This is a genomic window from Actinoallomurus iriomotensis (genome assembly GCF_030269445.1).
GTDB classification, from domain to species: Bacteria; Actinomycetota; Actinomycetes; order Streptosporangiales; family Streptosporangiaceae; genus Actinoallomurus; species Actinoallomurus iriomotensis.
The window spans coordinates 258942-281411 of the sequence record NZ_BSTJ01000004.1 but is presented as its reverse complement, the minus strand read 5'-3'; the positions used below and the strand labels follow the sequence as shown (position 1 = coordinate 281411).

The 22470-nt window shown below is 71.4% G+C and carries 24 protein-coding genes; 17 read left to right on the top strand and 7 right to left on the bottom strand.

Annotation, left to right across the window (positions count from 1 at the left end):
* Positions 1-104: 104 nt before the first annotated feature.
* Entirely contained in the window at positions 105-413 is a 309-nt protein-coding gene (locus QSK37_RS18620) for a hypothetical protein (RefSeq protein WP_285622576.1), read from the top strand.
* A gap of 10 nt (positions 414-423) precedes the next feature.
* Here QSK37_RS18620 and QSK37_RS18615 read toward each other — a convergent pair whose 3' ends face one another.
* Both QSK37_RS18615 and QSK37_RS18610 read right to left on the bottom strand, forming a co-directional pair.
* Positions 424-1104, bottom strand: coding sequence for a toxin glutamine deamidase domain-containing protein (locus tag QSK37_RS18615; RefSeq protein WP_285622574.1), 681 nt, complete (start codon positions 1102-1104; stop codon positions 424-426).
* Between the two features lie 57 nt (positions 1105-1161).
* On the bottom strand, positions 1162-1812 hold the full coding sequence (locus QSK37_RS18610) for a TetR/AcrR family transcriptional regulator (protein WP_285622570.1): 651 nt from the start codon (positions 1810-1812) through the stop codon (positions 1162-1164).
* A 222-nt stretch (positions 1813-2034) separates the two neighbouring features.
* On the opposite strand from QSK37_RS18610, the gene QSK37_RS18605 reads away from it, so the two are divergent.
* Genes QSK37_RS18605 through QSK37_RS18585 form a run of 5 tightly spaced genes read left to right on the top strand, consistent with a single transcriptional unit; the run spans position 2035 to position 7035 of the window.
* Positions 2035-3465, top strand: coding sequence for an MFS transporter (locus tag QSK37_RS18605; protein ID WP_285622568.1), 1431 nt, complete (start codon positions 2035-2037; stop codon positions 3463-3465).
* A 55-nt stretch (positions 3466-3520) separates the two neighbouring features.
* Positions 3521-4234, top strand: coding sequence for a hypothetical protein (locus QSK37_RS18600; protein ID WP_285622565.1), 714 nt, complete (start codon positions 3521-3523; stop codon positions 4232-4234).
* A 50-nt stretch (positions 4235-4284) separates the two neighbouring features.
* Positions 4285-5526, top strand: a complete 1242-nt coding sequence (locus QSK37_RS18595) for a cytochrome P450 (protein ID WP_285622563.1) — start codon at positions 4285-4287, stop codon at positions 5524-5526.
* Positions 5519-6127, top strand: coding sequence for a peroxiredoxin-like family protein (locus QSK37_RS18590; protein ID WP_285622560.1), 609 nt, complete (start codon positions 5519-5521; stop codon positions 6125-6127). The genes QSK37_RS18595 and QSK37_RS18590 overlap by 8 nt, the downstream gene beginning before the upstream one ends.
* A complete protein-coding gene (locus QSK37_RS18585) occupies positions 6124-7035 on the top strand; it encodes an alpha/beta fold hydrolase (protein WP_285622557.1) in 912 nt (303 codons plus the stop codon). The genes QSK37_RS18590 and QSK37_RS18585 overlap by 4 nt, the downstream gene beginning before the upstream one ends.
* 64 nt (positions 7036-7099) lie before the next feature.
* Here QSK37_RS18585 and QSK37_RS18580 read toward each other — a convergent pair whose 3' ends face one another.
* The 4 genes from QSK37_RS18580 to QSK37_RS18565 are packed head-to-tail and all read right to left on the bottom strand — an operon-like array spanning position 7100 to position 10391.
* Positions 7100-7921 carry an IclR family transcriptional regulator domain-containing protein gene (locus QSK37_RS18580; protein ID WP_349497971.1) on the bottom strand — a complete coding sequence of 274 codons (822 nt, stop codon included), beginning with the start codon at positions 7919-7921 and terminating at the stop codon, positions 7100-7102.
* Between the two features lie 49 nt (positions 7922-7970).
* Positions 7971-8744, bottom strand: coding sequence for an SDR family NAD(P)-dependent oxidoreductase (locus QSK37_RS18575; protein ID WP_285622554.1), 774 nt, complete (start codon positions 8742-8744; stop codon positions 7971-7973).
* A 7-nt stretch (positions 8745-8751) separates the two neighbouring features.
* Positions 8752-9510, bottom strand: a complete 759-nt coding sequence (locus QSK37_RS18570) for an SDR family NAD(P)-dependent oxidoreductase (protein ID WP_285622551.1) — start codon at positions 9508-9510, stop codon at positions 8752-8754.
* Entirely contained in the window at positions 9507-10391 is an 885-nt protein-coding gene (locus QSK37_RS18565; RefSeq protein WP_285623528.1) for a TIGR03619 family F420-dependent LLM class oxidoreductase, read from the bottom strand. Before QSK37_RS18565 ends, QSK37_RS18570 begins: the two co-directional genes overlap by 4 nt.
* A gap of 298 nt (positions 10392-10689) precedes the next feature.
* Here QSK37_RS18565 and QSK37_RS18560 point away from each other — a divergent pair, with 298 nt between their 5' ends.
* From QSK37_RS18560 to QSK37_RS18525, 8 genes are all read left to right on the top strand, one after another.
* A complete protein-coding gene (locus tag QSK37_RS18560; protein ID WP_285622549.1) occupies positions 10690-11646 on the top strand; it encodes a VOC family protein in 957 nt (318 codons plus the stop codon).
* A 37-nt stretch (positions 11647-11683) separates the two neighbouring features.
* Positions 11684-12454 (top strand): amino acid ABC transporter ATP-binding protein, encoded by a 771-nt coding sequence (locus tag QSK37_RS18555; RefSeq protein ID WP_285622546.1) that lies wholly within the window; start codon positions 11684-11686, stop codon positions 12452-12454.
* Entirely contained in the window at positions 12454-13182 is a 729-nt protein-coding gene (locus QSK37_RS18550; RefSeq protein WP_285622544.1) for an amino acid ABC transporter permease, read from the top strand. The genes QSK37_RS18555 and QSK37_RS18550 overlap by 1 nt, the downstream gene beginning before the upstream one ends.
* Before the next feature lie 82 nt (positions 13183-13264).
* A complete protein-coding gene (locus QSK37_RS18545; protein WP_285622541.1) occupies positions 13265-14104 on the top strand; it encodes an ABC transporter substrate-binding protein in 840 nt (279 codons plus the stop codon).
* A gap of 9 nt (positions 14105-14113) precedes the next feature.
* Positions 14114-15580, top strand: a complete 1467-nt coding sequence (locus tag QSK37_RS18540; RefSeq protein ID WP_285622539.1) for an FAD-dependent oxidoreductase — start codon at positions 14114-14116, stop codon at positions 15578-15580.
* Positions 15577-16821 (top strand): NAD(P)/FAD-dependent oxidoreductase, encoded by a 1245-nt coding sequence (locus QSK37_RS18535; protein WP_285622537.1) that lies wholly within the window; start codon positions 15577-15579, stop codon positions 16819-16821. The genes QSK37_RS18540 and QSK37_RS18535 overlap by 4 nt, the downstream gene beginning before the upstream one ends.
* Positions 16818-17759 (top strand): dihydrodipicolinate synthase family protein, encoded by a 942-nt coding sequence (locus tag QSK37_RS18530; RefSeq protein WP_285622535.1) that lies wholly within the window; start codon positions 16818-16820, stop codon positions 17757-17759. The genes QSK37_RS18535 and QSK37_RS18530 overlap by 4 nt, the downstream gene beginning before the upstream one ends.
* The gene (locus QSK37_RS18525; RefSeq protein WP_285571576.1) at positions 17756-18094 is read left to right on the top strand and encodes a (2Fe-2S)-binding protein; all 339 of its coding nucleotides are present in this window, start codon (positions 17756-17758) and stop codon (positions 18092-18094) included. The genes QSK37_RS18530 and QSK37_RS18525 overlap by 4 nt, the downstream gene beginning before the upstream one ends.
* Before the next feature lie 13 nt (positions 18095-18107).
* Here QSK37_RS18525 and QSK37_RS18520 read toward each other — a convergent pair whose 3' ends face one another.
* The gene (locus QSK37_RS18520) at positions 18108-19583 is read right to left on the bottom strand and encodes an NAD-dependent succinate-semialdehyde dehydrogenase (protein WP_285622532.1); all 1476 of its coding nucleotides are present in this window, start codon (positions 19581-19583) and stop codon (positions 18108-18110) included.
* A gap of 185 nt (positions 19584-19768) precedes the next feature.
* Between QSK37_RS18520 and QSK37_RS18515 the strand changes: the two genes are divergently transcribed.
* From QSK37_RS18515 to QSK37_RS18505, 3 genes are all read left to right on the top strand, one after another.
* Positions 19769-21139, top strand: coding sequence for an aminotransferase (locus tag QSK37_RS18515; RefSeq protein WP_285622529.1), 1371 nt, complete (start codon positions 19769-19771; stop codon positions 21137-21139).
* Positions 21140-21204: 65 nt separating this feature from the next.
* Complete coding sequence (locus QSK37_RS18510; RefSeq protein ID WP_285622527.1) at positions 21205-21336, top strand: hypothetical protein; 132 nt, start codon at positions 21205-21207, stop codon at positions 21334-21336.
* On the top strand, positions 21333-22448 hold the full coding sequence (locus QSK37_RS18505) for an ATP-NAD kinase family protein (RefSeq protein ID WP_285622525.1): 1116 nt from the start codon (positions 21333-21335) through the stop codon (positions 22446-22448). The genes QSK37_RS18510 and QSK37_RS18505 overlap by 4 nt, the downstream gene beginning before the upstream one ends.
* Positions 22449-22470 lie beyond the last annotated feature (22 nt).

Genomic DNA, 22470 nt, shown 5'->3' with positions numbered 1-22470 from the left:
TGCCGTCCAGAATGACGTAACTCTTCGGGTCGCCTACTCGACCGTTCTCCCGGAACGGGCTGCCAACATGATCTTGGTGAGATCACCTCACTCCGCTGCCGGAAGTGGAGGCGTTCGTCGAGCTCGTCGGGGGACTGGCCTCCGGCGACGTGATCGGGGGCACTCCCGAGTCGGTCGCCGACGAGCTCGTCGGCGGGGCCGAGGCCCTGGCGGAGGCCGCCGACAGAAGCGGCACGTCATCCGGCGAGCTGCACGCCAAGCCCGTGGTGGCGAACGCGATGGCCGAGAGCGCGAACCTGCAGGCGGAGATCCTGCTGGGCGCGGAGGCGACGCCCCTGTTACCGGACGGCCTGGTCAGCACGTCGGACGGACTGCACTGGACCTACCCGCGCGCGTCTCCGGCGCCGCGGTGACCCGGCCCTCTCAGGGACCGATCCGGGCCAGCACCAGCTGCCGTACGTTCGTGGTCTCCAGCCGGGCGAGCCGCCGGGCCTGCGGGTCGAGCAGCACCACCCGGCCGTTGTCGTTGTGCGCGTAGAGCAGGTGGCCGGTCGCCTCGGCTCCGTTCAGCTCCCGGCGGAGCCACACCACGCCCCTGGTGTCCGGGCCGGGCTCGCCGACCGCTCTGATGACCGTGTCCCAGTCCGCGCACGGTCCCACTTCGGCGGTCGGGAAGTGAGCCCGGATGAACTCATTCCACCAGCCGGCCGATTCGTGCTCCGGCCGCCAGGGCGGCGCCGGTGCCGGAGCCGGGGCGCCGGAGATCGCCGCGTGCGCCGCGAGGACGCAGCCGCGGGCGTTGGTGCGGCGCGCCTGTACGACGGGGTCGCGGGGACGCGGATCGCGGTCGAAGTCGGCCAGGTCCGCCCACGGGTCGTCGGTGGCCGGGTGGAAGGGCGGCGCGCCGTTCTTCGGCACACAGACCAGGGCCGTCAGCATCGGCGCCGGTGAGGTCACCGGCGGGGCTCCGGGCACCGGCAACTGGGCGACGCTGAACAACCACGCCTGGGACGTCTCGGCCACCGGGCCGGAGCCGGCCAGCCGCAGTGGAAAGCCGTAGCAGCGCTGAAGCCAGTGGTCGGCCAGCCGGCGCGGATCGGGCATCGGGCCCAACCTCCTCAACGGTGACGGCGCCGTGGCGGTGCGCGACGAGGCCGGCGATCACGGAGTCGCCGTGGGTACGTCGGCGACGGGCGGGGCGAGGGCCGCGAGCAGCGTCGCCGAGATGATCCGCGCGGCGTCCTCGGCGTCCAGCCTGCCCGCGGCGGTGTCTTCGGCTGCCGCGTGCATCAGGCTGAACACCGTGGTGACGAGCCATCTCTCGGGCAGGTCGTCGCGAAAGACGCCGACGCGTCGGCCGCGGTCGACGATCGTCTGGACCCGTCGCAGGATCCGGTCGTGGACGGCACGGATCCGTTCCGCGGGCAGTTCGCGTTGGGCGGCCTGAAGCACGGACCGGAACTGATGGACGATCTGCCACGAGGCGCCGACGAGTCGCGTCAGCGCCTGGCGTGGGTCACCGGTGGTGTCGGTGGCGTCGAGCGCCACGTCGGCCTGTTCGACGGTGCGCGTGAGTACGGCGTCGACGAGGTCCGCCCGGGTGCTGAAGTGCCCGTAGAGCGTGACCCGGCCGACACCGGCCGCCTTGGCGATGTCGGCGACGCTGGCGTCGGTGTCCCGGGCCAGGCACGACTGGGCCGCGTCCAGGATGGCCATGATGTTGCGCCGGGCGTCGGCCCGTCGTTCCGTGAGCGGCGTCGCCGCGCGTTGCGCGGACGACCTGCCGCCGGCGCCGCGCGGTGTGGCTGCCATCCCTACTCCTGTGCCGCATGAGCTGATGTCTCCGAGTAACTCGAACAGTGTAGTTCAGGTTGTCGCGCGTCCTTCCCGGCGACGGCGTCGGTGAGCTCCGCCCAATAACTTGAACATCAGTGTTCAGCTTAGTGTGTTAGCTTGCAACTCGAACACGCATGTTCAGGTTGATCGGTCCGAGTCGATCGTGCATCGGGCTGTTGACATCAGAAGGAGCAGGTCATGGCGCCTACGTCACCGTCGCCGGTCACCGCTGACCGGGAGCACGGGTCGACCGGCCCGCACCGGTGGGGTCTGCTGGGGCTGTTGGGCGCCGCGCAGTTCATGCTCGTTCTCGACGTGACCGTCGTGAACGTCGCGTTGCCCGACATCAGCGCCGACCTGCCGCTGCACCGGGGAGCCGTGCCATGGGTGCTGACGGCCTACACGCTGGCGTTCGGTGGCCTCATGCTGCTCGGCGGCCGGGCCGCCGACCTGTTCGGTGCTCGCCGGCTGCTGCTCGGCGGTCTGGCGATCTTCGTCACGGCGTCGCTGGTCAGCGGACTGGCAGTGGACGCGGCGATGCTGCTGGCCGGTCGTGCGGCGCAGGGCGTCGGCGCGGCGTCGATGTCGCCGGCGGCGCTGTCGGTGGTCACGACGACCTTCGCCGGCAAGGACCGGGCCCGAGCGCTGGGCGTGTGGGCGGGGATCGGCGGCGCCGGTTCGGCCCTGGGTGTGATCCTCGGTGGCCTGCTGACCTCTGGTCCGGGCTGGCGGTGGGTGTTCTTCATCAACGTACCGGCCGGGCTGATCGTCCTGGTGCTGCTGCCCATGGCGATTCCCGCCGGGCGGCGACACGGATCCGGAACCGCTCCGGCGGATGTCGCCGGTGCGCTCTCGGTCACGCTCGCCACCGGCGCCGCCATGTACGGGCTGATCAACGCCGGCGGACACGGCTGGCTCGTGGTGTCGACGCTCGCGCCGTTGGCCGCGGCGGTCCTGCTCTGCGGAGTGTTCGTGGTGGTCGAGCGCGTGGCCGCCGCACCGCTGATCCCGTTGCGGGTGCTGACCCGTCGCCCGGTCGTGGCCGGGACGTTGCTGATGTCGGTCGCCACCGGCCTGATGGTGAGCGCGTTCTTCCTCGGGTCGTTCTACCTCCAGCGTCTTCATGGCCACAGCGCCGCGGGGACCGGCCTGGCCTTCCTGCCGATCGCGCTCGGCACCGTCATCGGGGCCCACGCCGGTAGCCGGGCCGTCACGAGATTCGACGGACGCGTACTCGCCACCGGCTCGTTGACCGTCACCGCGGCGGGTTACGGGCTGGCGGCCGGCGCCGGCGGTCCCGCCTGGCTCGTCGCGGGGCTCAGCGTGGCGGCGATCGGTGTCGGCGCCGCACTGGTCACGGCGGTCACCGCGGCGCTGACCGCCGTCGCCCCGGGCGAGGCGGGAACGCGCTCGGGGATCGTGAACACCTCCCACGAACTCGGCGGCACGCTCGGGGTCGCCGTCCTGTCCACCGTCGCCGCCGGCGGCGTGGCCGGCGAGGTCAGCGCGACCGGCGTCACCCTGGCCTTCGCGGTCGGCGCCGTCGCGGCCCTGGTCGCCGCCGCGCTGAGCGTATTCGTCATGCCCCCAGGCGTCGCGCCCGCCAGCGCGACACCACACGCCCACTGATGCCGCGCGTCGGGCCCGCACCGCACCACTCGAACAACCGATGAGGAGAACACCGATGGATGCCCACCACCCGGCGCAACGCGAAGCCGGAATGATGACTCCCCACGGCCCCGTTGACCGACGCGACGCCGAGGACGACACCCGGTATGTACGGATGATGGTGAAGCTCACCGCGATGATCGGGGGGCCGCTGTTCCTGCTCACCGTCATCCTGCACCCGGCGCGCGACGGCCACGACATCGCGGCACATGCCGAGTGGTACGCGTTCACCCATTCCATGGAGGCCATCAGCCTGCTGGTGCAGGCGATCTGCCTGGCCGGTGTCCTGGCTCTGGGCCTTCGCGGGTTCGGTCCGCGCGGGCTTCCGGCGCTGTACACGGCTCTGATCGGCACCATCCTCTGGTTCGGCCTCATCGTCTTCGACGGCGGCCACAATCCGGTGACCGCCAGGTACGCGCCCGATCTCGTGCACACCTCCAAGGACCTGGACATCGAGGGCGGCATCATCGTGGTGGCGGCGAACGTCCTCTTCCCGGTGGGATACGTGATGCTCGCCCTGCTGCTCAACCGGTACGGACGGCGGTGGGCCGGCCTACTGCTGGGATTCGGTGGCGTGGTGTACGCGATCGGCGGCACCGCGGCGCTGTTCGGCTTCGGACCGCATTCGATGGTCACGTCGGTCTTCGAGATCGCCGGCGCCGCACCCTACGCGTACGGATACGTGCTGCTCGGCCGCGCCTTCGGACGAGTCCGGAATCTGCCCGCCTGATGCCTGTCACGCCGTGCCACGGAATAGGGGACAAGGACGCGGGGACGATCATGGAGGCCCTCCTGGCGCCCGCGGGACGTACCGATCCTTTCCCGCTCTACGCGGAGGCGCACCGGATGGGACCGGTCTCGGCCATCGCCGACGGCCTGTTCCTGGTCTGCGGTTACGCGGCGGTCAACCAGGTGCTGCGCGATCCAGGGTTCGGGTTGCCCGACACGGCACCGCGCCGGCGGGAAGAGACCGATACCGCGGGTGATGACGCGTTGCGCTCGATGAGCCGGTCGATCCTGCGGGCCAATCCGCCCGACCATGAGCGTATGCGTTCCTTGATCTCCCAGGTGTTCACCCCCCGCCGGATCATCTCCATGCGACCGGCGATCGAGGACGCGGTGGACGATCTGCTCGACCGGCTCGGCGAGGCCGGAGCAGACGGTCGGCCGGCCGACTTCATGAACGAGTTCGCCTTCCCGCTGCCGGTCACGGTGATCTGTGAACTGCTCGGCGTCCCCCGAGCCGACCGGCACCGTTTTCGTCCGCTGGCCACCGATCTGACCGAGGCGTTGGAACTGTCGGGCACCACCGTGGCCCCGGGGCCGGCCGATGCCGCCGCACGTGAGCTGGGCGGGTACTTCACCCACCTGATCGATGAACGCCGCGCGGCGCCAGGCGACGACCTCGTCAGCGTCCTGGTCGCGGTCCGAGACGCGGATGACGGCCGTCTGTCCGATGAGGAACTGCTCGCCAACCTCATCCTGCTCCTCGTCGCAGGCTTCGAGACCACCACCAATCTCCTCGGCAACGGTCTGGCGATCCTGTTCGACCACCCCGGCGTCTCCGCGGCACTGCGCTCCGAGGAGATCGCGATATCCGCGTTCGTGGAGGAAGTACTGCGCTACGACTCCCCGGTGCAGGTGACCACCCGCCTGGCACGCGCCAGTGGGCTGGTCGTCGAAGGCATCCCCATTCCCGAAGGCAGCGACGTGATCCTCCTGATCGGTGCCGCCAACCGCGATCCCCACCGCTACCGCGATCCCGACCGCTTCGATCCCGCCCGCTCCGACATCAAACCCCTCAGTTTCGGCGCCGGCCCGCACATCTGCATCGGCAACAGCCTGGCCCGGCTTGAAGCATCCGTCGCCTTCCACCGGCTCCTGGCCCGCTTTCCGACACTGTCCGCGGCACCCGCCCCGGCACGCACCCGCCGCGACCGGCTCGTCCTCCGTGGCTACGAGACCCTCCCAGTGACCGGGCGGCGTCGACTCCCACATCAGAAAGGAGCGCGGGATGTCTGAACGCGCTGGAGAAGGAAGAATCACGACCGGCAGTCTCATCGCCGCACACGAGCTCGTCACCATAACGGGTGAGAGAATCGGCGTTCCCGACGCCGGACGGCTCGTTCACCTGCAGTTCCGGCGTTTCGCCGGCTGTCCCGTTTGCAACCTGCACATGCGGTCCATAGCGCAGCGGCACGACGAGATCGCCGCGGCGGAGATCAGCGAGATCGTGGTGTTCCACTCGACCGCCGAGGACCTCCTCGTTCACGCTGCCGAGCTGCCGTTCGCCGTCATCGCCGACCCGGACAAGCGGTTGTACGTCGAATTCGGCGTGGAGTCGGCGCCTCGGGCGCTGCTCGACCCGCGGGCCTGGATGCCGCTTGTTCGCGGATTCTCACACGACCTGTGGAAGATCATCCGCAGACGGCAGGCGGCCCCCTCCCTGAATCCGGAAGGGGGCAGTATCGGCCTTCCGGCTGATTTCCTCATCGCCGCCGACGGTCACGTTGTGGCATGCAAGTACGGCGAGCACGGCTATGACCAGTGGTCGGTCGACGAGCTGCTCGAACTCGCTCGTACGGAGAAAAGCCGGCCGAGATACCGGGAGAACGCGAGATGAGCACGGACTGGACCTTCGGTGGTCTGTGGCCGTACGAGCCGCGCTGGTTCGACACGGCCGATGGGCGTATGCACTACGTGGACGAGGGCCCGCGCGACGGGCGGCCGGTGGTGCTGTTGCACGGCAACCCGACCTGGGGCTTCCTCTACCGCGACTTCATCGGTCCGCTGGCCTCCGCCGGCCATCGCGTCATCGTGCCCGATCATCTCGGGTTCGGGCGCTCGGACAAGCCGTCCCGGCGCGAGAGTTACCGGATCGCCGAGCACGTACGCCGCATGGACGCTCTGCTGGAGTCGCTCGATCTGTGCCGGACCACCATCGTTCCTCACGACTGGGGCGGTCCCATCGGGCTGGCCTGGGCGGTCGCCCACCCGGACCGCGTACGCGGACTGTTCATCCTCAACACGGCGGCGCACGTCCCGAGGGAGAGATTCAAAGTGCCCGCCGCGCTCCATCTCTTCCGACTTCCCGGCATCGGTGCGGTGATGGTCAAGGGGTTGAACATGTTCCACCGGGCCTTCCTCTTCAGGGCCGGGGTGGTCGACCATTCGCGGCTGACGCCCGCGGTCAGAAGGGCCTATCTGGCACCCCATCCGACATGGTCCAGCCGGACCGGCGTGCTGGCTTTTCCGCGCGCCATTCCGATCACCCCGGCAGAGCAGCCGTGGGCGGCGTTCGCCGGAGAACTGGAGGCGGACCTGAAACGACACTTCCGGGACCGGCCCATACGGATCGTGTGGGCGATGCGCGATCCGTCCTTCGGCCCAGAGGTTCTCCAGTCGATGTGGCTGGACACCTTCCCGGACGCCGGCGTTCTGCGTCTTGAAAACGCCGGCCATTACCTTCAGGAGGACGCTCACGAACAGATCATCGGTGAACTGCTGGAATTCCTGAAAATGGATGCGTGAGGTGTCAATAGCGCGAAGTAACGCCCTATGAGCTGTCCGGATGGATGCCGTGGTGTCGTCAGGGTCAGTCGGCCCAGTTGAGCGAGTGGCTGAGGCCGAGTTCGATCTCGGCGGCGGCCTCCTGGACGACCGGGACCAGCGCCCGCATCTCCTCCACCGACTTGCGTCCGATGTGGGTGGACAGGTTGATCGCCGCGCGGGCCCGCCCCATCCGGTCCCGTACGGGCACGGCGACGGCGACGAGGCCCTCTTCGAGCTCCTGGTTGACCAGGGCGTACCCCTCCTCACGGACCTTGCGGAGCTCGGCGCGGAACTCCTTGTGGTCGGTGATGGTCCGGGGCGTGGAGGGCGTCAGCTCGTACGTGCTGAGGTAGTGCTCCAGCTCGGGCGCCGGCAGGTTGGCCAGCAGCACGCGGCCCATCGCGGTCGAGTGCGCGGGCCGGCGCGCCCCGACGTTCACCGAGATCGTCATCAGCGCCGGCCCGGGCACGCGCACGACGTAGACGACGTCGCCGCGGTCGAGGATCGACCCCTCGCTCGCCTCCGACGTCTGCGCGACCAGCTTCTCCAGGGTCGGCAGCGCGATGTCGGGGAAGGACAGCGCGGACAGATAGGAGTAGCCGAGCTCGAGGACCTGGGGCGTCAGCTCGTAGCGGTTGTTCCTCGTGTGGACGTAGCCCAGCTCGGACAGCGTCAGCAGGAAGCGGCGTACGGCGGCGCGGGTCAGGCCCGCCTCATGGGCGATCTCCGAGACGGTCATCGACGGCCGGTCGGCGTTGAACACGCGGATGATCGCCAGGCCGCGTTCGAGAGAGCGGACGAAGTCGCGCGAGCGTTCGTCCTCACCACCGTTGTCCAGGTCGTCGGACGGTGCGCCACGAACCACGAGATGACCTCCGGAGTGGGAAAGGGCCAGGCGGCGGACCACAGAGTGGTCATCTGATGTAGGAGGCACCGTTGATGTCCAATGTGGCCCCCGTGAGACTAGGGCATTCGCCGGTCGCGAGAAAAGCGACGAGAGAGGCGACCTCGCCGGCCTCGACGAGCCGTCCCATCGCCAGTCCGCCGGCGGTCGCGCGCCGGGCCGGCTCGTCCTTTCCGGCGACGGACATCCCGGTGTCGACGACTCCCGGCGCCACGATGTGCACCCGGAGGCCCTGCCGCGCGAAGTTGCGCGCGAACGTCTGGGCGAGGTTGCGGATCGCCGCCTTGGACGCCGCGTAGGAGGAGACGTCGAGTATGCGGGAGCCCTGTTCGGCGGCCCAGCTCGACAGCACGATGATGGTGCCGGACCCGCGCGCGACGAAGTGCCGGGCCGCCTCGCGCATCAGGGCGCCCGCGCCGATGACGTTCACCTGGAGGGCGTCCTGCCAGCCGGCGTCCCACAGCTCGTCCGGCCCGTCGAACGGGGTGTCGGGGATCACCGCCGCGTTGAGCACCACGACGTCGACGTCGTGGTGCCAGGCGAGCGCCGAGCGCCAGAGGCCGCGTGCGCCGGCCGGCGTGCCGAGATCGGCCTGGAGCAGCAGCTTGCGGTCGTCCGGCAGCGCGTCGACCGCCTGTTCGGCGCCGTCCCGCTGCGTGCGGTACTGCGCGATGACGTTGGCGTCGGCGGCGGCGAGCGCGCGTGCGGTCACCGCGCCGATGCCACGGGAGGCGCCGGTCAGCAGGACGGTGCGGCCGGCGAGCGCATTCTGGGCGAGGTACACGTGTCTCCTACTGGATTCCGCCGTCGACGTTGATCATCTGTCCGGTGACGCCCGACGACAGGTCGCTGGTGAGGAACGCGATCGTGTCGGCGACCTCCTCCGCCGTGGCGATCCTCCGGAGGGCGGTCGCCCGCGCGGCCTGGTCGAGCGCCTCGGCCACGTCCAGGCCGGTGGTCTCCCGGCGGCTCGCCATGCGGGATCGCAGGGCGTCGGTGGCGATCGGACCCGGTGCCACGGCGTTGACCCGTACCCCGTCCGGCCCGAGCGCGAGCGCCGCCGACCGCACGATGCCGAGCACCGCGTGCTTTCCGGCCGCGTACGAGGCGATGTTCGGGTCTCCCCGCCAGGCGTTCAGCGACGCCACCGCCGTGACGGTCGAGCCCGTGCCGAGCAGGGGAGCCGCATGCTTGATCGTGGCGGCGACGCCGCGCGCGTTGATCGCGAGCACCCGGTCGAAGTCCGCGAGGTCCAGGTCCGCGAGGCGTTGCCACGACGGGACGACGCCGGCCGCCGCGACGACCCCGTCGATCCCCTCCAGCAGCGCCGCCGACTCGGCCAGCGCCGCGCGCACCGAGTCCTCGTCGCGAACGTCGACCGCTGCCGCGTGCCAGCCCGGAGGCAGGTCGGACGGCGGCGCGGACGGCAGGTCGAGCACCGTGCCGCGCGCGCCCATCGCGGCGAAGCGCCGGACGACGACGGCGCCGATGCCGTTGGCGCCTCCGGTGACGACCACCCGGCGGCCCGTGAGCAGCGCCGCGGCGGTCATCGGGCGCCCGCCGCGTCGCGCAGGAGGTCGTGGTCCGCTCGCGCGTCGCCGTCCACCGGGTCGACGTCGACGATGATCTCGTCGACCCCGGCCCGGCCGAGGTCGGCGATCCGGCGGGCGACCTCCGCTGAGCGGCCGGTGGAGGCGACGAGCCGCAGCGCGACGTACAGCGACGACGGGTCGCGCCCCGCGCCGGCGGCGGTGGTGCGGATGGTCGCGATCTCACTCGCGAGCCGATCCGGGTCCAGTTCGGGTACCGCCTGCTGGGCGAGCCAGCCGTCGCCCAGGCGTGCCGCGCGCCGCAGCGCGGCCGGAGAGTGGCCCCCGACGTAGAGCGGAACGGCGTGGGCGGGCGTGGGCAGCACGATCGTGCCCGGCGGAAGGTCGTAGTGAGGGGTCGAGCGGCCGGCCGGGCGGCCCGTCCAGCACTCGCGCAGCAGCGTGATCCACTCCTCCATCCGCGCGCCGCGCCCGTCGAACGGCATGCCCAGTGCGGCGAACTCCTCGCGCATCCAGCCCGCGCCGACGCCGAGTGCGACCCGGCCGCCGGACAGCGCGTCGACGCTCGCAACCTGCTTGGCGAGCAGCACCGGGTTGCGCTGCGGGAGGACCAGCGCGGCGGTGCCGAGCCGGACCCGTTCGGTCACCGCGGCCGCGGCGGCCAGCGCGACGAGCGCCTCCACGTACGGGGTGTCCGTCGGCCAGGTCGCCCTGCCGTCGGCGGCGAACGGGTACCGCGACTCGATGACCTCGGGCTGCACGACGTGGTCGCTGACCCAGAGGGAGTCGAACCCGGCCCGTTCCAGCTCTCGCGCGCGCTCGGCCACCGAGGCCGCCGGCACCGCGGTGCCCGTGTGGGGAAGCTTGACGCCGATCCGCATGGTCACTGACCACGACCTTTCTCTCCGCGCCCGTGTCCGGCGCGGGGACGGCGGCGTCCTCGCGTGGTGTGCGTGAGCTGCGCCGATGTCGCCGCCGATGCGATGCCGGGCGGCCTGATGGCCCGTGATGCTAGTTACGGGGCGTGATGTGCGTCAAGCGCGCAAATGTTCGCTATGAATACCGCTGTGCGTCTTGCGTGCAATCAAACGATCTGCGAACATCGCCGGACATGTAGGGCCAGACGGTGCTGTAGCGACGTTTGCGCTGGTCCGACCGCCAGGAGGTAGCGGAAACAGTATGGTCACCACCCTTCGCAGACATGGGACGCTGGTCGGTCTGGACCACATCGGCATCGGTGTGTCGGACATGACGGCGTCGCTGGAGTTCTACGCAGAGCTGGGATTCACCGACGTCGCGTTCGACTACACGGGCCCGCTGCCGGGCCTGAGCGCGGTCACCGGGTACGACGAGACCGAGGCGCGGGTGGTCTTCCTCCGCACCGGCAACCCCACGGTCCTCGGCCGGGCGTCGATCAAGCTCGTGCAGATCACGAACCGGACGCAGCCGCCCGCCCCGGAGGGACAGGCGTGGGGCGAACCCGGCATCTGCGAGGTGTGCGTCCACGTCCACGGGCAGGAGGCGTTCTACCGCGACCTGGTGTCACGAGGGCACACCGGCCTGATGGAGCCGAACGAGTCCGACCTGCCGCCCTACGAGACCCACTGCGGCCTGTCCTACGTCGCCGACCCGGACGGCGCCAAGATCGAGCTGATCGAGTGGTCGACGCTCGAGGCCGGGTGGCCGGTCGAGCCCGGCCCGCAGGGCGTCAACCACGTGGCGTTCGGCGTGGCCGACATCGAGCGCACGCGGGACTTCTACCGCCGGCTCGGGTTCACCGGGCAGTTGTTCGAGTCCGACGGCTACTTCGAGCCGATGCACCCGTGGTTCCACCCGCGCACGCCGCCGCGGCAGCGGATGATGCTGCTGACCAGCCCGTTCGGCGGAGCGCTCGAACCCGTCCAGCACTTCCCCCCGTCGCCGGACATGCGCGGCGAGTGGGGACACCTGGGCACCTTCGAGTTCGCGGTGGGCGCGCGGTGCATCGACACCGCCATCCGGCACCTCGCGGACGGCGACATCGCGCTCGTCGGAGACCCGGTCACCATCGACCTGGGCGACGGGGCGACCTGGCGCTACGCCTACTTCCGGGATCCCGACGACCTGTACGTCTGCGTCACGGAGGTCCGGGCGTGACCGGCGGGCGGCGCACGCGCGGAGAGCGAGCCGGCCGATGAGCGCCACCGACCGGACCGCGCCGATCGTCGAGCTGCGCGGCATCCGCAAGTCGTTCGGCGAGCTCGAGGTGCTGCGCGGCATCGACCTGGAGATCTTCGCCGGCGAGCACGTCGTGATCTTCGGCCCGTCCGGGTCCGGCAAGTCCACCGTGCTGCGCAGCATCAACCTGCTCGAACCGCCCACCTCCGGATCGCTGAAGGTCGCGGGCGTCGAGTACGGACCGGGCGTGCCCGGCGAGAAGGCCGGACGCCGCGGCAAGCCGTTGGAGCTACGCCGCACCGTCGGCATGGTCTTCCAGCAGTTCAACCTCTTCCCGCACCTCACCGCGCTGGACAACGTGGCGCTGCCGCTGCGGTCGGTCCGCGGGGTACGCCGGGCCGACGCGCAGGTGCGCTCGGCGGAGGCCCTGCGCCGGGTCGGGCTGCTCCAGCGCGCCGCCCACTATCCGCAGCAGTTGTCCGGCGGCCAGCAGCAACGCGTCGCGATCGCCCGCGCCCTCGCCCTCGACCCGAAGGTGATGCTCTTCGACGAGCCGACCTCGGCGCTGGACCCGGAGCTCGTGGGCGAGGTGCTCAAGACGATGCGGGAGGTGGCCGAGACCGGGATGACGATGGTCGTGGTCACCCACGAGCTCAGCTTCGCCAGAGAGATCGGGGACCTGAACGTGTTCATGGAGGACGGCGTCGTCGTCGACAGCGGCCCGCGCGGCTTCTTCGAGGAGACCACCAGCCCCCGGGCCCGTGAGTTCATCATGGCGGTGCGCTGATGTACGACTGGGGACTCATCTGGCAGCACCACGGCATCTTGGTGAACGGCCTCCTGGTCGCGTTCAAGGTGTCACTGTTCGCGCTGGTCATATCCGTCGTCGGCGGCCTCGCGCTCGCCATGATGCGGATGTCGCGGCCGCCCGTCTCCTGGATCGCGGTCGCCTACATCAACATCTTCCGCGGCGTGCCGGCGCTGGTCAGCGTGATCTGGGTGTACTTCGGCGTCTCGCTGCTGCTCGGCGTCGACTTCAGCGTCTTCGAGGCGGGCGTCATCGCCCTGTCGCTGCTGTACAGCGCGTTCATGGCCGAGATCTTCCGGTCGGCGCTCAGCGCCATCCCGAACGGTCACCGTGAGGCGGGACACGCCCTGGGCATGCGCCCGATCCGCGTGTTCTTCTCGGTCATCCTGCCCCAGGCCGTCAAGATCGCGCTGCCGAACATCGGCAGCATGTTCATCGGCATGCTGAAGGACACCTCGACCTTCACCGTCATCGGCCTGCTCGAGGTCGTCCGGGTCACCCAGAACCTCGTCTCCCAGACGTTCCAGCCGTTCGTGCTCTACACGGCGGCCGCGGCGATCTACGTCATCGCGGCGTTCCTCATCGACCTGGTGTTCCGCCTCATCGAAGGCGCGTACGCCAGCCCGCCGCGCGGCGCCGTCTCCCGGCTGCTGCGGTCCCGGCGGCAGCGGCGCATCCAGAGCCTCATGGCCGAACTCGGTTCGTGAGCCCGGCATCCGCCGGACCCTTCCATCCCTCTCGCCATCGAGCACTGAGCAACTCAGCACTGAGCACTGAAAGAGGAAACCCATGGTCAGAAGCATGAAGCCGTGGTCGGTGGCGAGGCGTGGCGCGATCGCGTGCGTCGCCGTCGTGTCGGCCCTCTCCCTGGCGGCGTGCGGCAAGTCCGGCGGTGACGGAGGCAGCGGCCTCAACCAGTCCGGCACGCTCACGGTCGGCATGAACCTGCAGTTCAAGCCGGAGATGTACCTCGACTCTGCGAACAAGCCGGCCGGCTACGACGTCGACCTGCTCAACAAGCTCGCCAAGGAGCTGAACGTCAAGCTCGTCATCAAGAACCTGGACTTCAACGGCCTCATCCCCGGCCTGCAGAGCAAGAAGTTCGACCTCGTCTCGGTCGGCCTGACCGCGACCGACGCGCGCAAGAAGGTCATCGACTTCACCCGGCCGTACGTGCCCTACACCAGTGTGCTCGCGGTCCGGCAGAACGACGACTCGCCCGCGCAGATCGCCACCTACAACGCCTCCGGCAAGATCATCACGGCGCTCCAGGGCTCCACGGGCGAGCAGCTCGCCAAGAAGTCCTTCCCCAGCGCCAAACTGCAGACCTACAACGACCAGAACTCCGCCCTGCTCCAGGTCGCGACGGGACGCGCGAACGGCAGCGTCCTGGAGGACTACATCCTCGCCCAGTACCAGAAGAGCAACCCGAACCAGCTGAAGAAGGCGGCCCTGCCCAAGCCGCTCGACCTGTCGTACGGGGCGTGGGCCGTGCAGAAGGGCAACTCGACACTGGCGGGGAAGCTGAACGCCTTCCTGTGCAAGGCGCAGAACGACGGGTCGCTCGCCGGGCTGTACAAGAAGGACTTCGGGGTGACGGACGCTCCGGCCATGCCGGCGGGCTGCTGAACGATGCCGGTGAGCGATCAGAGCATCGACCTCCTCGTCGTCGGCGGCGGACCGGCGGGCATCTCGGCCGCCCGGTCCGCCGCCGAGGCGGGCCTGAACGTTCTGCTCGCCGACGAGCGCCCGACGCTCGGCGGTCAGATCTACAAGCAGCCCGGCCCGGGTTTCACGGTCACCGACCCGGCCGCGATGGACCGCCAGTTCCGCCAGGGCAGGGCGCTCATCGACTCCCTCGACGGCACCGGCGTCGAGGTGCTCCTGCGCACGAGCGTCGTCGCCGTCGAGGATCGGCGGGTCGTACTGGTCACGGAGGGATCCGCGGCGCGGACCGTGACGGCGCGGCGGATGGTGCTCGCACCCGGGGCGCACGACCGGCCGGTCGCCTTCCCCGGGTGGACGCTGCCCGGTGTGATCACCGCGGGCGGGCTGCAGACGCTGGCCAAGACCCAGCGCGTCCTGCCGGGGGAGCGGATCCTGTTCGCCGGCTCCGGCCCGGTCGCGCTGGCCTTCCCGGCGCAGCTCGCCCACTACGGCGCGCACATCGTGACCGCGCTGGAGGCCGGACCGGCGCCTCGGGCCGGGGATCTGATGAGGCTCGCCCGCGCGGCGCGCGGCAACGGCGCGCTCCTGCGCGACGCCGCCCGCTACCGCGGCATGCTGCTCCGGCACCGGATCCCCCTGCGCTACCGGCGGATCGTGGTGCGGGCCGAGGGCGACGGCCGGGTCGAGCGGGTCGTGCACGCGGCCGTCGACCCGGACTGGCGCGTGCTGCCCGGCACCGAGGAGACCGTCCGGGCCGACGTGCTGTGCGTCGGCTACGGGTTCGTGGCCTCGCTGGAGCTCATGCGCCTGGTGGGCTGCGAGTTCGACCATCGGGAGGACCTGGGCGGCCACGTCGTGCACCGCGACGAGTGGCTCCGTACGACCGTCGACGGCGTCTACGCCGCGGGTGACGGCGCCGGAGTCGAGGGGTCCTTCGTCGCCATCGACGAGGGTCGCGTCGCCGGGCTCGCCGCGGCGATGGACGCGGGCGCGCTGAGCGCGGCCGACGCCGCCGCGGCGGCCGCGCCCGCGCGCCGCCGTCTCGACCGGCGCCGCGCGCTGAGCGCCGCCACCGCACGGCTGTACCGCGTCGGACCCGGCGTCTACGAGCTGAGCGACGACGACACGGTGATCTGCCGGTGCGAGGCGGTCCGCCGGCGGGACCTGGCGCCGGCGATCGCGTCCACCGACGACATCAACCTGGTGAAGGGCTACACCCGTGCCGGGATGGGGCCGTGCCAGGGACGGATCTGCCAGCGGCAGGTCGCCGGCCTCATCGCCCGGCACCACGGCCGTCCCATCGAGGAGGTCGCGCTGGCCACGCCCCGCATGCCGGTACGGCCGGTGCCGATCGGCGCGCTGGCCGACCACACGATCCAGGGCCCGACGCTGTTCCTCGCCGAGGACGCGGCGGCCGATGACGGGACGAAGCCGTGACCGCCGGACCGCTGGAGTCCCGGCACTGGGTGCCGGCCGGGCACAGCCACGCGCCGCTGCCGTCGAGCACCGACGTGCTCGTCATCGGCGGCGGCATCGCGGGCACCGCGATGGCGTACTACCTCGCCCGGAGCGGGGTCGAGGTCACGCTCGTCGAACGCGGCGAGCTCAACCGGGAGGCGTCCGGCACCAACGCCGGCAGCTTCCACCTCCAGCTCGCCATCCACCAGCTCTCCGGCCAGGGCGCCGAGGCGGACCGCGAGCGGCTGCTGGACGAGGCGCGGCTCAGCCTGGAGGCGTACTCGGTCTGGAAGGAGCTCGGCGACGAGCTCGACGGCTCTCTCGACCTGCACGAGACCGGCGGCTGGATGGTCGCCGAGACCCCCGAACAGGTGCGGACACTGCGGGACAAGTACGAGCTGGAGCGTCTGGCCGGCATCGAGACCGAGGTCGTCACGGGCGCGGAGCTGCGGCGGCGCGCGCCGTACCTGGCCGAGACCGTCATCGGTGCGACGTACTGCCCGATCGAGGGCCACGCGAACCCGCTGGTCGTCGCGCCGCTGTACGCGCTGCGCGCCGTGGAGCACGGCGCGCTCATCCGCACCGGCACCGAGGTGCGGCGCATCGACGTGAACGGCGACAGCGGCGCGCGGCGTTTCACCGTGCACACCGACGCCGGGCGGATCGACGCGCACCGCGTCGTCGACTGCGCGGGCGCCTGGTGCGGCGAAGTGGCCGCGATGGTCGGCCTGCGGCTCCCCGTACGCAACGAGGGCCTGCACGTGAACGTCACCGAGCCGCGGCCGCGCCTGCTGACGCCCATGGTCCAGCACATCGGGCGGCGGCTCACGCTCAAGCAGACCGACCAGAACACCTTCATCATCGGCGGGGGATGGCCGACGCCGGACGCCCCGCGTCCCCGGCGTTATCCGACGAGCTGGCACAGCGCGGCCGGCAGCACGGCGGTGGCGGTGTCGGTCCTGCCGGCGCTCGCGGACATACGGGTGGTGCGCACCTGGTCCGGAGTGATCGTGTTCACGAACGACTTCTCGCCCGTCGTCGGGGAGTCCGCGCTCGTGCCCGGCTTCCACGCCTGCGTGTCGTCGACCGGGTTCACCTTCAGCCCGTACTTCGCCCGCCGCCTGGCCGAGCAGATGACCTCGCCGGTGGTCTCGCCCTTTCCCGAGCGGTACTCGCTCGACCGGGCGACCACCGGCACTCTTCGAAGGGAGAATCGATGAATCGCGACGACGTCGACTGGCAGGGGTACTACCCGGCCTTCGTCACGCCGTTCACCGAGGCGGGGGACCTCGACCTGGACACGCTGCGCGCGCTCGTGGACCACTACGTCGCCGAGGGCATGCACGGCATCGTGGTCAACGGCACGTGCGGCGAATGGTTCTCCCAGACGCCCGAGGAGCGCCGGGCGGTCGCCGAGACCGCCGTCGAGCAGGCCGCCGGGCGGCTGCGCGTGCTCGTCGGCAGCACCGCCTACACGGCCAGGGAGACCGCCGAGTACGCGCGCCACGCGCTCGCGGCCGGCGCCGACGGCGTGCTGGCGTCGCCTCCGCCGTACGCCAAGCTCTTCCCGGACGAGGTGATCGCGTTCTACCGCGACCTCGACGCGGCGGTGGACGGCCCGATCGTCGTCTACAACTGGCCGCACGGCAGTGGCGTCGACATCGGCACGGAGCTGGCGGACAAGCTCGCCGACATCGACCAGATCGTGGCCATCAAGGACAGCACGCCCGACGCCGACCAGTTCTTCGCGACCTCGCGGCGCGTACGGGACCGGGTGCGCGTCTTCGGCCCGTACATGAGCGTCCGTGGCCTGGAGGTGCTGCGCACCGAGGGCGGCGACGGCACCGTCGGCGGCGGCTCGCTGTTCGGGCGGCCCGACCCCGCGTTCTGGGAGTCGTACTGGCGCGGTGAGTACGAGGGGCCGCGGGAGCACGCGGTGGCGAGTGACCGGCTCTTCCCGAAGCTGTGGCTGCCGGGCGGCTGGGCGGGCAAGTACGGCGCCTACCAGAGCCAGCTCAAGGCGCTGATGACGATGCTCGGCCAGCCCGCCGGGCACGTGCGCCGGCCACGCCTGCCCATCACCGACGCCGGCAGCCTGCGCACCATGCGCGCCGTGCTGGTGGAGGAGGGGCTGCTGGCGGAGGCGGCCGAGCAGTGACGATCGAACGGCCCCGGCTGCCCGCCGGGCACGGGCTGGAGCGCGGGCCGGCGGTGACCGTGACGGTCGACGGCCGGCCCGTGACCGCCTACCTGGGGGAGAGCGTCGCCGCGGCGCTGATGGCCGCGGGCGGCCTGGACACCCGGACGACCCGCGGGGGCGAGCGCCGCGGCCTGTTCTGCGGCATGGGCGTGTGCTTCGACTGCCTGGTGATCGTCGACGGTGTGCCGGGGACCCGCGCCTGCGTGACCTGGGTGCGCGAGGGGATGGACATCGCCCGGCAGGACGGTCCGGGCGATCGCCGTGAGACCGGCGACGGCCCGGACCGTGCCTGAGAGACCGGACGGCTCAGCCGACGCCGTCCACGCAGAGGTACTTCAGCTCGGTGAACTCGTCGATGCCGTGCCGCGAGCCCTCGCGGCCGAGCCCGGACTCCTTGACGCCGCCGAACGGCGCCCCCTCGTAGGAGATCAGGCCGGTGTTGACGCCGACGACGCCGAACTCCAGCGCCTCGCCCACCCGCCACGTCCGGCCCAGGTCGGTGGTGAAGAAGTACGCGGCGAGGCCGAACGGCGTGTCGTTGGCGATCGCGATCGCCTCGTCCTCGGTGTCGAACGCGATGACGGGGGCGACCGGGCCGAAGGTCTCCTCCCGGGAGATCAGCATGTCCGGCCGTACCCCGGTGAGCAGCGTGGGCTGGAAGAACGTGCGGCCGAGCTCGTGCCGTCCGCCGCCGGCCAGGACGGTGGCGCCGGCGCCCACCGCGTCGCCGATGTGCCGCTCGACCTTCGCGACCGCGGCCGGCGAGATCAGCGGCCCCTGCTCGGATCCCTCCTCGAAGCCGTTGCCGACCTTCAGCGCCTCGACCGCGACGCGGAGCCGCTCGACGAACGCGTCGTGCACGCCGGACTGCACGAGGATCCGGTTCGCGCACACGCAGGTCTGCCCGGCGTTGCGGAACTTCGAGGCCATCGCACCGGCGACCGCGGCGTCCAGGTCGGCGTCGTCGAACACGATCAGCGGCGCGTTGCCGCCGAGTTCGAGCGCGACCTTCTTGACGGTGCGCGCGCTCTGCGCCATGAGCAGCTTGCCGACCTCGGTGGAGCCGGTGAAGCTGAGCGCCCGCACCGCCGGGTGCGAGGTGAGGATCTCCCCGATCATCGCCGGCTCGCCCGACACGACGCCGAGCACACCGGCCGGGATGCCCGCCCGGACGCCCAGCTCGGCGAGGGCGGTGGCCGACAGCGGCGTCTCTTCGGCGGGCTTGATGATCATCGGGCAGCCGGCCGCGAGCGCGGGCCCGGCCTTGCGCAGGATCATCGCCGACGGGAAGTTCCACGGCGTGATGGAGGCGCTCACGCCGACCGGCTGACGCACCGCGAGGAGCCGGCGGCCGGCCGCGTTGGTCGGGATGACGTCGCCGTAGGTGCGCTTGGCCTCCTCGGCGTACCACTCGACGAAGCCGGCGCCGTACAGGATCTCGCCGCGGGCCTCGGCGAGCGGCTTGCCCTGCTCGGCGGTGAGGATCGTCGCCAGGTCGTCGGCGTTCGCGACGATCAGCTCGTACCACCGGCGCAGGATCCGGGCGCGCTCGGGCGCGGTGACGCGCGCCCATCCGGGAGCGGCGGCCTTCGCCGCCTCGACCGCGCGGACCACGTCCGCCTCAGTGGCGGAGGCCATGCGGGCGACGACCGCGCCGGTCGCGGGGTCGAGGACGTCGGCGCGCTCACCGGCCGAGCCGGGCGTCCACTCGCCGTCGATGAAGAGGTCCTCGCGCAACAGGCCGGGATCGCGCAGACGAGTGCGGTCAAAGGTCGAGTTCACGGCGTTCGTCCTCCAAATCCGAAGCCCCGGCATGTCCCGCGAAACAGCAGCTTGTTCGCGGTTTGGCCGGATTGCGGGCAAGTGTACGCTTTGCGGCCATTCCTTGCTACATTGACCGCGCGGTCGCCGGCCCGGCGCCCGACCCGTCTCCTCTCCGACACCGACTCACACGAATGCGGGTGCCCATGACGATCGAGGACATCGACAAAGAGTTCTTCTTCCACCCGTTCACCCAGCTGCGTGAACACCAGCAGCACGGCCCGCTGACCATGGTCGAGGGGCACGGGTCGACGCTGACCGACACGCGTGGCCGGACCTACCTCGACGCGATGGCCGGCCTGTGGTGCGTCAACATCGGCTACGGCAACACCGAGATGGCCGAGACGCTGCGGGCCCAGACCGAGCGGCTGCCCTACTACCACACGTTCGCGTCGATGGGGAACGAACCGGTCGCGCGGCTCGCCCAGCGGCTCATCGCGATGGCGCCGGGGGAGATGTCGAAGGTCTTCTTCGGCAACAGCGGCTCCGACGCCAACGACACCCAGGTCAAGCTCGTCTGGTACTACAACAACGTCCTCGGCCGGCCGGAGAAGAAGAAGATCATCTCGCGGCGCCGCGGCTACCACGGCGTGACGGTGATGTCCGGCAGCCTGTGCGGCCTGCCCGGCATGCACGCCGGGTTCGACCTGCCGCTGCCGATGGTGCACTTCGTCCGTGCCCCGCACCGGCTGTGGGAGCAGCAGGAGGGCCAGAGCGAGGAGGAGTTCGTCCGTGACCTCGCCGACGAGCTGGAACGCCTGATCCTCGCCGAGGGACCCGAGACGGTCGCGGCGTTCATCGCCGAGCCCGTCCAGGCCGCCGGCGGCGTCATCGTCCCGCCCGCGTCGTACTTCCCGGCGATCCAGGAGGTGCTGAGCCGGTACGACGTGCTGCTGATCGCCGACGAGGTGGTGTGCGGGTTCGGCCGTACCGGCGACACCTTCGGCTCGGAGGTCTTCGGGATCCGGCCGGACCTCATCACGGTCGCCAAGGGGATCACCTCGGCGTACGTGCCGCTGTCGGCGTGCATCGTCTCCGCGCCCGTGTGGGACGTGATCGCCAGTGGCGCGGACAAGTACGGCGTCTTCAGCCACGGCTACACCTACTCGGCGCACCCGCTCGCCGCCGCGGCGGCCATGACCAACCTCGACATCATCGAGCGGGACGGGCTCATGCGGCAGGCCAAGGCGCGCGGCGACCACCTCGCCGAACGCCTGCGCGCCGAGTTCGCCGACCACCCGCTGGTGGGCGAGGTCCGCGGCTACGGGCTGCTCGGCGCGGTCGAGTTCGTCAAGTCCAAGGCTCCGCTCACGGCGTTCGACCCGGCGCTGAAGATGTCGGCCGCGGTCGTCCAGCGCGCCCGCGAGCTCGGCGTCATCAGCCGCGCCCTGCCGGCCTCGGACTCGATCGCCTTCTCGCCGCCGTTCGTGGTCACCGAGGACGAGATCGACGCGATGGCCGCGCTGGCCCGGCAGGCCCTGGACGACGTCGCACGCGACCTCCGCCTGCTGCCATGACCGAGCGAAGCGAGGGAATCGGAAGGCGCGTCCCAGTGGTCACTCCCTCCGACGTAGGAGGGCTCATGACCGAGCGGAGCGAGGGAATCGGAAGGCGCGTCCCAGTGGTCACTCCCTCCGACGTAGGAGGACTCATGACCGAGCGGAGCGAGGAGACGGCGTTCGCTCTCGCCGCCATGGCGCGGGAGGGCGCGTGACGCCACGGCTCGGTCTCGTCGTCAACCCGATCGCCGGCATGGGCGGCCGGGTGGGCTTGCACGGTACCGACGGGCCGGCGCTGGAGGCGGCGATACGCCGGGGCGCGGTCGCCGTCGCACCGCACCGCGCGCGCCGCGCGCTGGAGCGCCTGCGCGCTCTGGCGCCGGACGTCCCGGTCCTCGCCGCCGAGGGCCCGCTGGGCGGTGACCACGTGACCGGGGGAGTCGCCGAGATCCTGCCGCGGACGCGAACCGGCCCGACCACGGCGGAGGACACCCGCGAGGCCGTACGGCGGATGGCGGACGCCGGCGTCGCGCTGGTGCTGTTCGCCGGCGGGGACGGCACGGCGCGCGACGTCGTCGAGGCGGCCGGGACCTCGGTGCCGGTGCTCGGCGTGCCGTCCGGGGTCAAGATGCACTCCGGGGTGTTCGCGACCGGACCGGAGGCGGCCGGGGAGACCGCGGCCCGGTTCCTCGCCCGGCCCGGCGCCTGCCGCGACGCCGAGGTGGTCGACCTGGCCGGCGACGGGCCGCGCGTGTTCGGCGTCGCGCGCGTGCCGGACGCGGGGAGCGCGTTGCAGCGGGCCAAGGCGTTCACCGCGCGCTCCGGCGACGCCGACCTCGCCGCGCTCGGCCGCGAGGTGGCCGGGGAGATGCGCGACGACCGGCTCTACCTGCTCGGACCGGGCACCACCGTCGCGCACGTGAACGCCGCGCTCGGCCTGCCCGCGTCGCTGCTCGGCGTCGACGCCGTCCTCGGCGGGCGACTGGTCACCGAGGACGCGAGCGAGACCGAACTGCTGGCGCTGCTCGCCGAGCACCCGGCGGCGACGCTGGTGCTCGGCGTCGTGGGCGGCCAGGGCTTCCTGCTCGGCCGGGGAAACCAGCAGCTCAGCGCCACCGTGCTCGACGCGGTCGGCGCCGGCCACATCGAGATACTCGCCGACCGCGGCAAGGTCGCCGCGCTCGACCCGCCGGTGCTGCGGATCGACGTCGGCGACGAGCACGCGACCGCCCCGATCACGGGCTACCGCAAGGTACGCACCGGGCGCGGCCGGAGCACCGTCCTGCGGATCGTCGCCGAGGGCCTGTCTCGAAGTCCCGGTCCGTAGCAGTAGGACGCGGGGCTTTGAG

Coding starts and splice junctions, on each gene's coding strand:
- QSK37_RS18615 (WP_285622574.1), bottom strand. CDS start 1,104: ATGCCCGATCCGCGCCGGCTGGCCGACCACTGGCTTCAGCGCTGCTAC.
- QSK37_RS18610 (WP_285622570.1), bottom strand. CDS start 1,812: ATGGCAGCCACACCGCGCGGCGCCGGCGGCAGGTCGTCCGCGCAACGC.
- QSK37_RS18605 (WP_285622568.1), top strand. CDS start 2,035: ATGGCGCCTACGTCACCGTCGCCGGTCACCGCTGACCGGGAGCACGGG.
- QSK37_RS18600 (WP_285622565.1), top strand. CDS start 3,521: ATGGATGCCCACCACCCGGCGCAACGCGAAGCCGGAATGATGACTCCC.
- QSK37_RS18595 (WP_285622563.1), top strand. CDS start 4,285: ATGGAGGCCCTCCTGGCGCCCGCGGGACGTACCGATCCTTTCCCGCTC.
- QSK37_RS18590 (WP_285622560.1), top strand. CDS start 5,519: ATGTCTGAACGCGCTGGAGAAGGAAGAATCACGACCGGCAGTCTCATC.
- QSK37_RS18585 (WP_285622557.1), top strand. CDS start 6,124: ATGAGCACGGACTGGACCTTCGGTGGTCTGTGGCCGTACGAGCCGCGC.
- QSK37_RS18570 (WP_285622551.1), bottom strand. CDS start 9,510: ATGACCGCCGCGGCGCTGCTCACGGGCCGCCGGGTGGTCGTCACCGGA.
- QSK37_RS18565 (WP_285623528.1), bottom strand. CDS start 10,391: ATGCGGATCGGCGTCAAGCTTCCCCACACGGGCACCGCGGTGCCGGCG.
- QSK37_RS18560 (WP_285622549.1), top strand. CDS start 10,690: ATGGTCACCACCCTTCGCAGACATGGGACGCTGGTCGGTCTGGACCAC.
- QSK37_RS18555 (WP_285622546.1), top strand. CDS start 11,684: ATGAGCGCCACCGACCGGACCGCGCCGATCGTCGAGCTGCGCGGCATC.
- QSK37_RS18550 (WP_285622544.1), top strand. CDS start 12,454: ATGTACGACTGGGGACTCATCTGGCAGCACCACGGCATCTTGGTGAAC.
- QSK37_RS18545 (WP_285622541.1), top strand. CDS start 13,265: ATGGTCAGAAGCATGAAGCCGTGGTCGGTGGCGAGGCGTGGCGCGATC.
- QSK37_RS18530 (WP_285622535.1), top strand. CDS start 16,818: ATGAATCGCGACGACGTCGACTGGCAGGGGTACTACCCGGCCTTCGTC.
- QSK37_RS18515 (WP_285622529.1), top strand. CDS start 19,769: ATGACGATCGAGGACATCGACAAAGAGTTCTTCTTCCACCCGTTCACC.
- QSK37_RS18510 (WP_285622527.1), top strand. CDS start 21,205: ATGACCGAGCGGAGCGAGGGAATCGGAAGGCGCGTCCCAGTGGTCACT.